At 30.7% G+C, this 13,917-nt stretch carries 16 protein-coding genes and 3 tRNA genes; 9 read left to right on the plus strand and 10 right to left on the minus strand.

Features of this window, described 5'->3' with window-relative positions; all coding sequences use genetic code 11:
* Positions 1 to 112: 112 nt before the first annotated feature.
* From B6F84_RS08155 to ahcY, 3 genes are all read right to left on the minus strand, one after another.
* A complete protein-coding gene (locus B6F84_RS08155; protein ID WP_148691781.1) occupies positions 113 to 1,534 on the minus strand; it encodes a hypothetical protein in 1,422 nt (473 codons plus the stop codon).
* A gap of 208 nt (positions 1,535 to 1,742) precedes the next feature.
* Positions 1,743 to 1,840, minus strand: a tRNA-Ile gene (locus B6F84_RS08160).
* Between the two features lie 48 nt (positions 1,841 to 1,888).
* Positions 1,889 to 3,139 (minus strand): adenosylhomocysteinase, encoded by a 1,251-nt coding sequence (gene ahcY, locus B6F84_RS08165; protein ID WP_148691782.1) that lies wholly within the window; start codon positions 3,137 to 3,139, stop codon positions 1,889 to 1,891.
* A gap of 99 nt (positions 3,140 to 3,238) precedes the next feature.
* On the opposite strand from ahcY, the gene B6F84_RS08170 reads away from it, so the two are divergent.
* Positions 3,239 to 3,937: an FKBP-type peptidyl-prolyl cis-trans isomerase gene (locus B6F84_RS08170; protein ID WP_148691783.1), complete on the plus strand. Its 699-nt coding sequence runs from the start codon at positions 3,239 to 3,241 to the stop codon at positions 3,935 to 3,937.
* On the opposite strand, the gene B6F84_RS08175 is transcribed toward B6F84_RS08170, so the two are convergent.
* Positions 3,927 to 4,973: an NAD(P)-dependent glycerol-1-phosphate dehydrogenase gene (locus B6F84_RS08175; protein ID WP_148691784.1), complete on the minus strand. Its 1,047-nt coding sequence runs from the start codon at positions 4,971 to 4,973 to the stop codon at positions 3,927 to 3,929. The genes B6F84_RS08170 and B6F84_RS08175 overlap by 11 nt on opposite strands.
* A gap of 83 nt (positions 4,974 to 5,056) precedes the next feature.
* On the opposite strand from B6F84_RS08175, the gene B6F84_RS08180 reads away from it, so the two are divergent.
* On the plus strand, positions 5,057 to 6,973 hold the full coding sequence (locus B6F84_RS08180; protein ID WP_148691785.1) for a beta-CASP ribonuclease aCPSF1: 1,917 nt from the start codon (positions 5,057 to 5,059) through the stop codon (positions 6,971 to 6,973).
* A gap of 38 nt (positions 6,974 to 7,011) precedes the next feature.
* A tRNA-Val gene (locus B6F84_RS08185) sits at positions 7,012 to 7,086 on the plus strand.
* On the opposite strand, the gene B6F84_RS08190 is transcribed toward B6F84_RS08185, so the two are convergent.
* Positions 7,068 to 7,274 (minus strand): putative integrase, encoded by a 207-nt coding sequence (locus tag B6F84_RS08190; RefSeq protein ID WP_187152659.1) that lies wholly within the window; start codon positions 7,272 to 7,274, stop codon positions 7,068 to 7,070. The genes B6F84_RS08185 and B6F84_RS08190 overlap by 19 nt on opposite strands.
* Before the next feature lie 229 nt (positions 7,275 to 7,503).
* A complete protein-coding gene (locus B6F84_RS14265) occupies positions 7,504 to 7,680 on the minus strand; it encodes a putative integrase (RefSeq protein WP_148691786.1) in 177 nt (58 codons plus the stop codon).
* A 94-nt stretch (positions 7,681 to 7,774) separates the two neighbouring features.
* Between B6F84_RS14265 and B6F84_RS08200 the strand changes: the two genes are divergently transcribed.
* Entirely contained in the window at positions 7,775 to 8,056 is a 282-nt protein-coding gene (locus B6F84_RS08200) for a hypothetical protein (RefSeq protein ID WP_148691787.1), read from the plus strand.
* Positions 8,043 to 8,840, plus strand: coding sequence for a carbohydrate kinase family protein (locus B6F84_RS08205; protein WP_148691788.1), 798 nt, complete (start codon positions 8,043 to 8,045; stop codon positions 8,838 to 8,840). Before B6F84_RS08200 ends, B6F84_RS08205 begins: the two co-directional genes overlap by 14 nt.
* Here B6F84_RS08205 and B6F84_RS08210 read toward each other — a convergent pair.
* Positions 8,794 to 9,657, minus strand: coding sequence for a hypothetical protein (locus tag B6F84_RS08210; RefSeq protein WP_148691789.1), 864 nt, complete (start codon positions 9,655 to 9,657; stop codon positions 8,794 to 8,796). The two genes, B6F84_RS08205 and B6F84_RS08210, sit on opposite strands and share 47 nt — an antisense overlap.
* 25 nt (positions 9,658 to 9,682) lie before the next feature.
* Entirely contained in the window at positions 9,683 to 9,994 is a 312-nt protein-coding gene (locus B6F84_RS08215; RefSeq protein ID WP_148691790.1) for a hypothetical protein, read from the minus strand.
* A 67-nt stretch (positions 9,995 to 10,061) separates the two neighbouring features.
* On the opposite strand from B6F84_RS08215, the gene B6F84_RS08220 reads away from it, so the two are divergent.
* Together B6F84_RS08220 and B6F84_RS08225 are read left to right on the plus strand one after the other, a co-directional pair.
* A complete protein-coding gene (locus B6F84_RS08220) occupies positions 10,062 to 10,304 on the plus strand; it encodes a hypothetical protein (RefSeq protein ID WP_148691791.1) in 243 nt (80 codons plus the stop codon).
* A gap of 193 nt (positions 10,305 to 10,497) precedes the next feature.
* Positions 10,498 to 10,572, plus strand: a tRNA-Val gene (locus B6F84_RS08225).
* On the opposite strand, the gene B6F84_RS08230 is transcribed toward B6F84_RS08225, so the two are convergent.
* Complete coding sequence (locus B6F84_RS08230) at positions 10,532 to 10,765, minus strand: putative integrase (RefSeq protein ID WP_148692876.1); 234 nt, start codon at positions 10,763 to 10,765, stop codon at positions 10,532 to 10,534. The genes B6F84_RS08225 and B6F84_RS08230 overlap by 41 nt on opposite strands.
* 316 nt (positions 10,766 to 11,081) lie before the next feature.
* Here B6F84_RS08230 and hxlB point away from each other — a divergent pair, with 316 nt between their 5' ends.
* Together hxlB and cedB are read left to right on the plus strand one after the other, a co-directional pair.
* Entirely contained in the window at positions 11,082 to 11,669 is a 588-nt protein-coding gene (gene hxlB / locus B6F84_RS08235) for a 6-phospho-3-hexuloisomerase (RefSeq protein WP_148691792.1), read from the plus strand.
* A gap of 40 nt (positions 11,670 to 11,709) precedes the next feature.
* The gene (cedB, locus tag B6F84_RS08240) at positions 11,710 to 13,500 is read left to right on the plus strand and encodes a DNA import protein CedB (protein ID WP_148691793.1); all 1,791 of its coding nucleotides are present in this window, start codon (positions 11,710 to 11,712) and stop codon (positions 13,498 to 13,500) included.
* Here cedB and B6F84_RS08245 read toward each other — a convergent pair.
* The gene (locus tag B6F84_RS08245; protein WP_148691794.1) at positions 13,492 to 13,914 is read right to left on the minus strand and encodes a hypothetical protein; all 423 of its coding nucleotides are present in this window, start codon (positions 13,912 to 13,914) and stop codon (positions 13,492 to 13,494) included. The genes cedB and B6F84_RS08245 overlap by 9 nt on opposite strands.
* Between the last annotated feature and the right edge of the window lie 3 nt (positions 13,915 to 13,917).

The raw sequence follows: 13,917 nt of genomic DNA on the forward strand, positions 1-13,917 counted from the left end.
AAAATAAAATCAAAACCCCTTTATCTACAACGTCTTTTTGTCTAATTTTTAGTTCATCTTTACAATTTCAGTATATCTAATGCATTCTTTTGGTAAATATTAAGGAAATCTCTTAAAGAAAACCTTTAATCATATTGTAAATATCTGTAGCAATATTTTCAGTACCTCTCTCTATAACCTCCGGTCCAATTTCAATATCCTTAGCAATATCACCTAATTCCTCTTCAGTAGCACCAATTTCTTGTGCAACTTTCCTTACAGCATCTTGGATAATTGCTATAGCATCTACAGCAGTACTTAATGCTGAAATATCCATACCTTGAGTTTGGGCCCACACCAAAATATCATCCCAGTTATAAGAGCGAGGCGGTGGAATTAAAATATCATATTTAGATTGAAACTTCTGCCATGCACTTGGAACTGGCAATTCAGGTAATAAATTATCGCTGAGAAATCCGATCAAACCTTGAGAATTATTGCAATCATTACTACAGATCATAGAACCTAAAACTGGTGCACCAACAATTATCGGAAAGTTATCTAACTTATAACCTTCCTGAACTACTCTATTAAAAGAATCAATAGCTGAGGATAAGCTTAGCGTAGTAACATAATTAAGGGTAGAAGGAATGTTAGGAAATGTGATTAATGTAGGTAAATTGAATACGTCTTCAAGTTTTCTTGCAAGCTGAAATCCTGGAGTCATTGAAGGCGTCATTGAAGAAATACCTTCCAGAGATCCTTGTATATCTGAGTCTAAATTCCAGTATTTTGCTGTTTCATTATATACTATTACAGAATCGGTTGGTACACTATATTTCATAAAATTAAGAAATAAGAAAACTTGAATTTGTAGAATATAATTCATTATTCCAGCAAAATAAACTACGTTTATATTCTTTGAAAAAGTTTGAAATGATTGACTAATTTCTCCTATAGCATTTTGCCATACAGATTGAAGCATTGAGTCTATAAATAATTGTTCACCTTGTTGGAAAAGTTGCTGTTGGCAGACTTCTTGTATTGGATTTCTAAAATTAACCCAATCATCTGGTCCTTTATTTGTAGTAGGAATAACAATCAATCCAGTATTAGAGTTAAATATTCTAGGTGCTAATTTGGAAGAGAATTTTGTCCTATAGGCATTACCACCATTATATATTTTGATGGAAAAAATAGAATTTGTCCATCCTTTATCATAACCTCCTATAAAGGCTAGGAAAGTTCTTTCTCCTTTAGTCGTTTTTACTAATATTCCATGTCTTATAATGTGACTTATATCGTTATAATAAGATCTCATATTTCCAACATCTAGCTTTACTGCTCTAGTAACGAATTCATATGGCGATATTAAAGAAGGGTATACTTGGTATACTTTATTAGAACCGCGATTTTTGCTGATTAGGTTTTTTGCATACTCCATTGTACATTGTTCTTGTTTCACAATTTGATAAGTAGTATTTCCTAGATAGCTTAGTAGCCCTAAATTCTCTATGACTGAATCTATTATAGATTGTCCTATCTCTATTGCCATATTTGGAATTTCGCTATATGTTATATATATTTTCCCTATATAGTTTATATTCTATATATATTATTATATAATATTAAAACTGTTATAATTACCTAAAGCTATGTTATTCAATTAATTAATAAGAATAAGTTTAAGAATAAATTTCTGTTTACGACATAATTAAAATTTTTATATAAATGGAGATGAAAATGGTCATATATTTAATTCATGGGCCCGGAGGGATTTGAACCCTCGACCACCCGGTCTCTCAATGAACTCCACCAAACTTTATGAGCCGGGCGCTCTACCTAGCTGAGCTACGGGCCCACGTTACAATATTAAGAATTAATCATTTTTAAGACTTACGTAAAAAAATCACGTACCATATTTCCATTGTTTCATGTAGTCTTTCTGCTCTTCTGTCATTGTTTCTATTTCTATTCCCATTCCTTTTAATTTCAGAAATGCTACTTTTTCATCTATTTCTTGTGGGACATTGTAAACTTTTTTCTCTAATTTTCCTTGATTATTAATTAAGTATTCTACTGATAATGCTTGATTTGAGAAGCTTAAATCCATGACTTCGCTAGGATGTCCTTCAGCAGCTGCTAAATTTACTAGTCTTCCATCCGCTAATAGATATACTTTGTTTCCATTAGGTAGAGTATATTCGTCTAAGAATGGTCTTATATTTCTTACAGATTTTGCTATTTCTTTTAGTCCTTTAACGTCTATTTCTACATTAAAGTGCCCTGCGTTAGCTAGCACTGCTCCATTTTTCATTTTTTGAATATGTTCTTTGCTTATTACGTTTATATTACCTGTTGCTGTTACAAATATTTCTCCTAATTCTGCAGCTTTTGACATTGGCATTACGTCGAATCCATCCATTACTGCTTCTAATGCTCTTAATGGGCTTGCTTCTACGACAATTACTCTGGCTCCCATTCCTCTCATTCTAAGTGCTATTCCTCTTCCTACCCATCCATAACCTACTACTACTGCTACTTTACCAGCTATTAATATGTTTGTAGATCTTATTATACCGTCTATTGCACTTTGTCCGGTTCCAATTCTGTTATCGAAAAGATATTTAGTGAATGCATTGTTTACCGCTATAACGGGATATTTTATTACTTTATTTTCTTCCATTGCTTTTAGTCTTATGACTCCTGTTGTGGTTTCTTCTGTTCCTCCTATGATATTTAAATTAGAGTATTTTTCATGAATAAGCGCATGTAGATCTCCACCATCATCCATTATTATATTAGGTTCATATTTTAGTATTTCAGTCATATTATTATAATATTCTGTATCATTTTCTCCTTTCCACGCGAATACTTTTATTCCATCGTATTTTACTAGTGCAGCAGCTACGTCGTCTTGAGTGGATAATGGATTACTTCCTGCTAATGCTATTTCTGCTCCTGCTTCTTTTAATGTTCTGACTAATGCTGCAGTTTCTTTAGTTACGTGAAGTACTGCTGAGATTCTAATTCCTTTTAGGCTTTTTCTTTGTGATAATTCTTGTCTGACGTTAATTAGGGCTGGCATGTGCATTTCTGCCCATTCAATTTGTTTTTTGCCTTGTTCAGCTAGTCCTATATCTTTAATATTATAGTCCATATGAGTAGATTTTTTTCTACATAAAAAAACTAAGTATTTTGGTCCTACTATTGGATAAGTAAATTTAAAGCTCACTATCATAACAGTCATTAGAGCGTTATGTTTAAGGATAATGATTTTCTCTATATAGACTATACTAGTAAAATAAAAGATACAGGTGAAGTAATAGATACAACAAATGAAGAGGAAGCTAAGAAAGCTAATATTTATAATCCTGAAAAGAAATATAAGCCTTTGTTAGTTATTTTAGGAGAACATAGAGTAATACAAGGATTGGAAGAGGCTTTATATAATTTCAATGAGAATGAAGAAAAGGATTTTGAGGTACCACCAGAAAAGGCATACGGTGAACGTGATCCTTCTAAAGTAAAAATAGTCTCTCTGGGAGAATTAAAAAGACAAGGCGTAAATCCGTATCCTAATATGTTAATAAGACTGCAAGATGGAAATTATGCTACAGTAAAAAGCGTGAGTGGTGGTAGAGTTATTTTGGACTTAAATCACCCTTATGCTGGTAAAACTATTCTATATCACGTAAAGGTAGTAAAGGTAGTAAAAGATGATGTTGAGAAACTAAAATCTTTATTGGATAGGTGGTTTGGGGAGAATAATAAAATAGGTCTAGAATTATCAGAAGATAAGAAATCTGTAAAGATAAGCATTCCTAAGGAATACTTCTTACTAGAGGATTTGCAGACTAGGAAATATATCTTAGCTAAAGATATTTTGACTTATGTATTACCAGAAAGTGCAGTAACGTATACTGAAACATATAATAAAGAAACTTTTAAGGGATAACTCCAGTTTCTTTAGCTACTTTTTCTGCAGAAGCTCTAGTTAGACCTCTATCTCCTAGTATTGTGTATCTTTCTGGTCTTATAGTATGGGCAATAGTTAATGCTTTTATTATAATCTCATCAGGTACTCCTAATTGTTTTGCATTAGTTGGAGCTCCTATTCTTTTTAATGCCTTTTTTATTTCTCTCCAGTTTATGCCATGAATGTAAGCCATTATTATAGTTCCTACTCCAACTAATTCACCATGTAATGGCCCTTCTGGATATAGCATTTCTACTGCATGAGCAAAAAGATGCTCAGATCCGCTAGCTGGTCTAGTACTTCCTGCCATAGCCATAGCGACTCCACTGCTGATTAGTGCTTCTACTAATAATCTAACCCCATAAGTAAGATCCCTATTTATTATTCTGGTGGTATTCATTGCATGTCTAGCTGAGAGTAATGCTAAAGATGCTGTATAGTCTCCATAGTATTCTCCTCTAAGTTTAGCTGCAAGTTTCCAGTCTCTAACTGCTACTATTTTGCCTAATGTGTCTCCGATTCCAGAATTTATTAATCTTTTAGGAGCGGAACTAAGTATATCTATATCAGCAATTATAGCTACTGGCTCTTTTGATTTCATTGATACTGGTTTTCCTAAGCCTTTAATAGCTGCAAAAGGTGATGTTATTCCGTCATGAGATGGCGCAGTTGGTATGCTTACAAATTTTCTATTTAAGTTAAATGCTGTAAATTTTGCTACGTCGATTGATTTGCCTCCTCCTATTCCTATAATTACGTTTGATTTCAATTTTTTAGCTAATTCCTCAACTTTATTTGCCTCATCTAAATTAGCATCTTCTACTTCAATAATATCATAATCTTTAAATTCTTTTGTAATTTTATCTACTATTATCTTTCTTACGTGTTTTCCAGTTACTATAAGGTAAGGTTCTTTAAGGCAAATTTGATCAAAATATTCTGGAACCTTTGAAATTATTCCATTACCAATGTAGATGCGTTCTGGTAAGTCTATCACGTGAGTGTTAATTTCCATATTGAATTAACAAGATTTAAATATTAATAAAGTATATGTTATATCGTACGTTCTGCTTCTAATCAAAATATTTGGTGATTTATGTGTCAAGTAGAATAGAAATACTAACTGCAATATATAATGGAATACCAAAAGATGCACAAATAACAAGAATAGAATTTGAAGGACCTGAAATAGCAGTCTATGTTAAGAATCCAAATTTTATAATTAATGGTGTAGATATTATCAAAAAGATTGCTAGAGAAATTAAAAAGAGAATAGTAATAAAGGCAGATAAAAGTGTTAGAAAGGATGAGAAAGAAACTATAGAAGTGATAAAGCAAATAGTTCCAGCAGAGGCTGAAATTGCTGATATTAAGTTTGACGAAGATTTAGGCGAAGTTCTTATAAAGGCTAAGAAGCCTGGCCTTGTTATTGGAAAAGGAGGCGCTATTCAACAAAAAATATTTTTAGAGACTTTTTGGAAGCCAGAAATAATAAGAGAACCACCATTAAAATCAAAAACTATTGAAAGAGTAGTAACTCAAATATATAATGAAACAGCATATAGGTCTAAGATTCTTAAAACATTTGGAGAAAGAATTCATAGAGACTTAATTTTCAAAAACAGATATGTAAGGATAACTGCATTAGGTGCATTTCAAGAAATAGGAAGATCGGCTATTCTAGTAGAAACTCCAGAAAGTAGAATACTTTTAGATGTGGGAGTAAATCCAAGCGTTAATTTCGGAGAGAGAATGTATCCTAAATTAGATATAGATCAATTAAGGTTAGAGGATTTAGATGCAGTAGTAATTACTCATGCTCATTTAGATCACTGTGGAATGGTTCCATATTTATTTAAATATGGCTATGAAGGTCCAGTCTATGCCACTCCGCCTACTAGAGATATAATGGCATTGATGCAATTAGATTTACTAGATGTAGCAGAAAAAGATGGAAGACCTTTACCTTATTCTGCCAAAGAAGTTAGGAAAGAGCTATTACACACTATAACTTTAGACTATGGAGAAGTTACAGATATAGCTCCAGATGTAAGGCTCACTTTCTATAATGCTGGGCATATTCTAGGTTCTGCGATGGCTCATCTTCATATAGGAGAAGGACTACATAATGTTGTCTATACTGGTGATTTTAAATTTGCAAAGACAAAATTGCTTGATAGAGCTGTTAACGAATTTCCTAAAGTTGATACTTTAATAATGGAAACAACATATGCTACTAAAGAACAAACTAATAGAGAAGAATCAGAAAAATTGTTGATTGATACTGTAAATGAAACAATAAATAGAGGAGGTAAGGTTTTGATACCAGTTTTAGCTGTAGGAAGAGCTCAAGAAATGATGTTAATAATCAATGAGGCAATAAAAAATAAACTAATACCCGAAGTTCCGGTATATATTAGTGGTTTATTAGATGAAGTAACAGCTATTCATACTGCATATCCAGAATGGCTTAGTAGAGAAGTTAGAGATTCAATATTATACAAAGACGAGAATCCATTTATCTCAGATGCGTTCAAAAGAATAGAAGGATATAATGAAGATATAGTTCAAGATGGACCATCTATAATCTTGGCAACGTCTGGTATGTTAAATGGAGGTCCTGCAGTAGAGTTCTTCAAAAATATGGCACCAGACGAGAAGAATACTATAATATTTGTAAGTTATCAAGCTGAGGGAACATTGGGCAGAAAAGTTAGGGATGGAGCTAAGGAAGTTCAGATAATTAATAGAGATGGAAGAATAGAGAATATTCAAATTAATATGAAGTCAGTTCCAATTGATGGATTTTCAGGGCATTCTGATAGGAGGCAATTATTAAGATTCTTGCAAACTATGTCTCCAAAACCTAAAAATATAATTCTAGATCATGGTGAGGCAAGTGCAATTAGTATCTTTAAGAAGTATATAAGTAGTCCCAAAGAGAAGGAAAGATTAGGTATAAAAGAGGCTACCATATATGATCCAGATATCTTAGATAGTATCAGAGTAGTTTAAGTTTAATTTTTTAACTAATGACATAGTAAGTATTTCATGGGCCCGTCGTCTAGCCTGGTTAGGACGCTACCCTGACACGGTAGTAATCCTGGGTTCAAATCCCAGCGGGCCCACTGTGGGGGGTCAGCCCCCACACCCCCAATTTCAATTTTTCGTAAGTTTCAACTATGTCAATTAAGGGACCGACGTAATGTTCCTTTATCTCACCGTTTATCGTTTCCAATTTATAGACATAATACCGACCTTTTCTTTCACGTAAAATTATGTCGCCATACTTATATCTCGTCTTTTTCTCGTTCATTTTTTCGTCAATTTTACGTTTGCTAATTTTGATTTATAAGCAGTTGGCAAGCGTTAAATTTTGCCAAAATTTACGTAAAATTGAAAGTAGACAGTCAAAATCCCTCAGTGTAGAGAAAAAATGAATAAGCTATATAGATATAGCAATATATAGTTAGCTACATAGTACTATGTAACTATTAATAAATAAAGAAAAATTATCCATTACGCTAGTAATAGTTCAAATTCAGTTAGCCTACTTTGGGAGGTACTCCATATCTTAAACTATTATATTTCATTTTAAGATATGATTTTATTATGTCATCTAAAGAGTTGACGTAACGCTTCTTTCCGTCAGTACTCGACGCTCTCGATAAATAGACATAATACCGACTTTTAACTTCACGTATGATTATATTAGTGTTCATATTATTCTTTTTGGTGTATCATGAACATCACTTTATTTTATCTTTGGTGTTAGTTATTTAAACGAATTAAAATAAAGGAATATAATTGGTATTTATGAGTACTAGATGGTTGCCAAAATGGAAGATATTGAAAGTCAACGTTAAAGGAAAAGATGTAGATGTTTGTTATGACGATAACTTAAAGATATATGCTTGTCCAAAATGTAATCCAATTTGTTTGCAAGGAGGAATTCCAGACTACAGTACATATTTCTATAATAAAGAAGATTTAATTAATCATCTTATAGCTCATAAGTATAGTTTATGGCTTAAGAAAAGACCTACTGAAGTGATTGAAGAAGATGAGGATAAGGTAGAAGAAAATGAAGAAGATTAGTGTGGGAGTTTTAGGCGCTTATACTATAGATGAGATAATAAATGGTAATAATTATTTTCAACGAGCTGGAGGAGCTCCAATATATTCTAGCCTTGGAATATATTTAGCTGGAGGTATACCGTATGTTTTTACCATTAAAGGTAAGGATTTTACATTTAATTCACCAGAGTATGTATATGGAGAATACGTAGACAATGTAGAAGAGAATCTTAGATTTGAGATAAGATTAGAAGAAAAGGGAAGAACGTTAAAACTTAAGAAGAAAATCAGGAAAATGAATATAGATTATACAATTATAAACAATCTTGATGGAATAATAATAAATCCTGTGTGCAATGAAATAGATATGAAAGATGTAATTAATATTTCTGTCCCAATTGCTGTGGATATTCAAGGGTTTATTAGGAATTGTATAGAAGGAGAAGAGATTAAATATGAAAAAGTCTCTTTTCCTAGTAGTTCAAGGTATTTAGTTATCCATGCTAATCATGAGGAGCAAAAGAATTCTGGATTATCTATAGATGAGTTATTCAAGTTAGGATTTAAAGAAATAATAATAAGTTATGGAGAAGATGGATTCTCTGTCTATACAAAGGAAAAAACATACACAATGAATAATGATGTGAAAGGGAGCTTTGAAATTGGTGATGGTGACTTTCTTTTAGGGTATTATTTTACTTTAAGACTAGGCGGAATAGATATAGAAAATGCAGTGAAGAAAGCTCATCAGATGTCAGTTAAATTTGCAAGCTATGGGCCAAATTTATCGATTCTTCTAAAGTAAAATTTTTCCATAAACCTAGTCTACCACAGTTAATGATTCCGTTATCTTCGGTTCTTCCATAAAGTATAGCATCTTTTATTACATGACTTCTAAACGCTAGTATATTTTCTGGAGGTATGATTTTTAGCCTTTTAAGTTCACTAAGGATTTTTTTATTATCTGGAAGTTTTTGTGAGAAAAATGCATATATATAGTTAACATAAATATTATTTCCAATTTCTTTACGAATTATAAATGAAATGGTAACTCCTGAATGTCCATTTATGTAAACATTCCAATCTTGATTATCGTTCGTTAAAGCAATAAGAAGAAATAGAGATTTCGAACTAATATTTTCTTTTATACCTAGGAGTTTATCTATATAAATTCTGGAAGCAGTATTTATAATTTTGTCGAAATTAATAATATTTCCCTTATTAGTAATTATTTTTGATTTTAGAATAGATGTTGGGTATTCATGAATAATATGTAATCCTTTTGATAAATTGTTTATATAGTCATCTATATTTTCTATCCAATAACTATTTTTGAAATATAGCCATTGAGGTAATTCTGGACATTCATTACAAATTTTTTCTTTCAAGTACTTTTCCTTTTCTGCTACTATGTTTGGTGTAAAAGTCGAATATTTAACATTATATAGTTTCTCAAAGAATTCAATATTAGTTACTATAGGTGGTATTATAGTTATATTAAAATCTGCGATTTTATCGCTAGCAAAGGCTCCTCCTATTATAGGTTGCAATTCAAGGATTATCGAATTGAATCTTTTTCCTAAAATAAGCCCAGTTAGACCTCCTCCAATAACTACAGACACAAGTTGTTAAATGATACAAAGTAGTTTAAAACACTGCTACACCATCAGAGAAAACGTTATCTTGAAATAATTTTATTTTTGATGGTTTATTATCATCTATTAGTTCACCTTTTATTAATTTCCTTATTTTTTCTTTTGCTTCAGCTTCATTTGAATAATCAAAGATAACCCTTCTTCCGTTTATTTCAACTGTAGGAGATATATAATCATAAAGTAGATTTGTCTCTATATCTATATTGATATCATATTTATTAGGCAAGGAATTAATTACCTCATAAAGTAACGATGTTACTCCATTATCACCAAATGGACCAAATATGATTTTTACATTAGACATCTTTTAATCCTCGAATACATAGCTTATAATAAGAAAGAATATATAAGGCCTAAAAGATAGTAATATCATGAAGTCAGTATTTGGGACAATAATATTACAGTCTGCTGGAATATTCAGTATAACAAAAAATAGAAATCAAGCAGAAAAAGATCTTATAATTGCCAGAAAAATCTATCCTGATTTTAAAATTTCATTACTTGATTTGTCGATTATTGAAGATAAATTAAAGGTTATAGATATAGATCCAGATTTAGCAGATTTAAATGAAGGCTTTATAATACTTGTAGAAGTTCCAGATAATATAGGTTAATGAATGTTATTTCAGTATATCTAAATTAATTAGACCAGTAGAATTTACGCTTTATTTTATATAGATATTACGTTACTTCTAATATTTGATTTCAATATTATATATTAATCTTTCATAAAATTCTCTAGCTGCTAAACTTAAAATATTTAAGATTGAAGCTTACTACTTATATTAAAAATAGTAAGTATTTCATGGGCCCGTCGTCTAGCCTGGTTAGGACGCTACCCTCACACGGTAGTAATCCTGGGTTCAAATCCCAGCGGGCCCACTGTGGATGTGGGGGATACCCCCCACCCCCCCAATTTCAATTTTTCGTAATTTTTAAAGACGTCGTCTAAAGGACCGATGTAATGTTCCTTTCCGTCAGTACTCGACGCCCTCGATAAATAGACATAATACCGACTTTTAACTTCACGAATGATTATATCACCAAACGTATAAGTCTTTTGTTTTTGCGTCATTTTCGCCCTAAATTTATGGTTAACAAAAAACGGTTTATAAGCTTTGTTAATATGTTAAAAATTAATATAAATGTAAATACCATTTTTAAAAACTATATTGCAAAATATAGTTAGTGTAGTTATTTTGATCTAAAGGAAATAAGTTAAACGAATAACGATAAGTATTTTGAGTTTATATAATTTAGAGGGATAAAGTATTCGTGATACTTAACGCTCCTTAAACAAACTTTATAAATAAGGAAATTTAAATTATGTTGGCTGAAATCTGTTGTCATCATCTTCTCCCGTCCTAAATTTGCCCCTAAGTTTAAAAACTATGTATGACTTAGCTGATTTTGTAATTAGGGCAGCTCAAGTTATAAAGCCTGAGCAAGTAAAAAAAATGGTAGATACTTTAGAAGATTTTTATAGAAATAATAGAAATGGAAAAGTTTTAGTTATGGGTGCTGGAAGAAGTGGATTAGTTGGAAGAAGTTTTGCAATGAGATTGCTTCATTTGGGTTATAATTCTTATGTATTAGGTGAAACTATTACTCCAGCTATAGGAAAAGGAGACTTAGCAATAGCTATTTCTGGTTCAGGTAGAACTAAGTTAATATTAACTGCCGCTGAAGCAGCTAAAGAGACTAAAGCTAAATTAATAGCAATAACAAGTTATGCAGATAGTCCGATAGGTAAAATAGCTGACGTAGTTGTGGAGGTTCCTGGAAGGACAAAATATACGCAGTTTGAAGACTACTTTGCTAGGCAAATTTTAGGTATTACTGAACCTTTAGCGCCTTTAGGCACGTTATTTGAGGATACTACACAGATTTTCTTAGATGGTATAGTTGCAGAACTGATGATAAGATTAAGTAAATCAGAAGAAGATTTAAGGCAAATTCATGCTAATATAGAATTATAGATTCGTTTATCTCTCTTTTTTAAAAATCTTGATTCTTTATATGGAAGACAAAGATAATTATGCAGCTATATTTATGGTAGTTCTCACGATAATTCTAGCTGTAATATTTAGAAATTTATTATTTTTACTTTTGCTATTGCCTATAGGTTTTGTATTGTATAGAAATAAATTTATTGATATAAATCAAATACAAAAAATAATAAAGTTTTTAAATACTAAAAACTCTACTCAAGCTATTAAAATAGAAGACGGTTACATAGAAAAATCAAACGAATTTATTGCTGTTTTGCTAGTTTATGATATTCCAGTAGATTATAGAGATTTAAGTGAAGAGGGTCTAAAAACATCTATAACATCATTTTATAAAATATTACAGATAGGATCGCAGATAGATATATTATTCAAGAAAAAATATGTTAATGTAAATAATTATAGAGATATGTTATTAAATAGATCCCAAAATCTAAGAGTAGTTATAGATTCTGATCCTTCTAATGCTAGAGCTAAAAGAGAGTTAGAAATAATAAATTTCTTATTAGATAGATTATCTGAAGGAGAATATCCGTTCAAATACGAAATATACTTATTTATTCATGGAGATAATAAAGATAAAGTAATTCAATCTGCTGAAGTTATAAGTAGAGGTTTAGAAGGTTTAAATATAAAGTCAAGATTGGCTAATAGAAAAGAAATAGAAAATGCTATATTTTTTAATCCTTCTAAGGCAAATAAAGTTACAATTCCTTCTCAAGTCCCTTTTTTAACTCCTTTTTCTATAGATAAGTTACCTTCCTTAGAGATAAGAAGTGATGGGATATTATTAGGTAAAGATATGATACATAAAACTTCAGTATTTTGGAATATAGATACAGTTGAAAATCCTCATATGTTAATTATAGGTCCTACTGGTGCAGGAAAAACGGAATTTTTAGTTAATATTGCAATAAATTTCTCTATATTAAAAGATATTCCTTTAGTGTTATTTGATACTAAAGGTGATATAAAGGAAAGATTAAGGAAGAAGAACCTGGAATTTAAAGTTTTAAATCCGTTATTCCATGGAATATCTCTACTGAATAATGATAGATTGCCTATACAGATTAAGGCTATGCAGATAGAAAAAATACTGACAAATTCATTTGATCTTAGCAAATTGGAGAGCTCAATATTTTTTAAAATAGTTTATGACTCATTAGAGGAGTATTCTAAAGGGAAACTTGATCAATTAAATTGGGATATCATAGAAAATAAATTGAAAAATCAAGTTGATTATTCAACTTATCTTCTAATATCTAAAATTATAAGATTACTAAGATCAATTGATTTTGGATCAGAAATATCTAGTTTATTAATGAATGGTTTAAATGTTATAGATCTAACTCTAGTTAAGAGTGAAACATTAAGAAAATTAATAATATATTCCATTATTCTTGACATATACAATAAATATTCTTCATCTGTAGATAACGGCATCAAAATAGTTTTGGTTTTAGATGAAGCATGGAGTATAATAAAAAGTGAAAAAAATGATTATCCAATAGTTGCAGATTTAATAAAGAGAGGTAGAGGTCATGGAATAGCAATACTAATGGCGACTCAAAATATTGAAGATCTAGGTAATGAGGAAAATATATACTTAGATAACGTTGGTTTGCTTGTTGCAATGAATAATGGAGATAAAAATTTCTGGAATAATGTGATTAAAAGATTTGTAAATATAGATGATAAAGAAGTTAAAGATTTCCTTTCATTTTTAGGTAGGGGTGAAGCTTTAGTGCGTTTCATAGGAGATCCAAGGCCTATTATAGTAGAGTTGTCTAGATTAAACTGATGCTCTTTCTAGAATTGCTTGTAAAGCGAATTTGACTTTATTATAACATAAATCATCTTTGATATTATTTAAACTAATTTCTTTCAGATCGTCTTTATCAAAAATAATATTATATTCAATATTATCAGAATTTTTACTATCTTCTAAAATTTTACTTAGCGCATTCATATACGCTTTAGACATAGTTAGTTTTTTCTTAACTATTATTTTCATATATGGAGGAGTATAGTATATTTCCGCAATAATTTCGCCTTTCCTACTTTTAATATAGTCTATACTACCCTTATTTCCTTTTACTGGAGAAAATCCTGATTCCAATAAACTAAGTAAATATTCATAATATTCTAACTCTTTTTTAAGACTTGATATTTTATTTTCCAGAAATTTCTTTAGCTCGTCAGTATTTGACTCCATTAC

Source organism: Acidianus manzaensis, from assembly GCF_002116695.1.
Classification (GTDB): Archaea; Thermoproteota; Thermoprotei_A; order Sulfolobales; family Sulfolobaceae; genus Acidianus; species Acidianus manzaensis.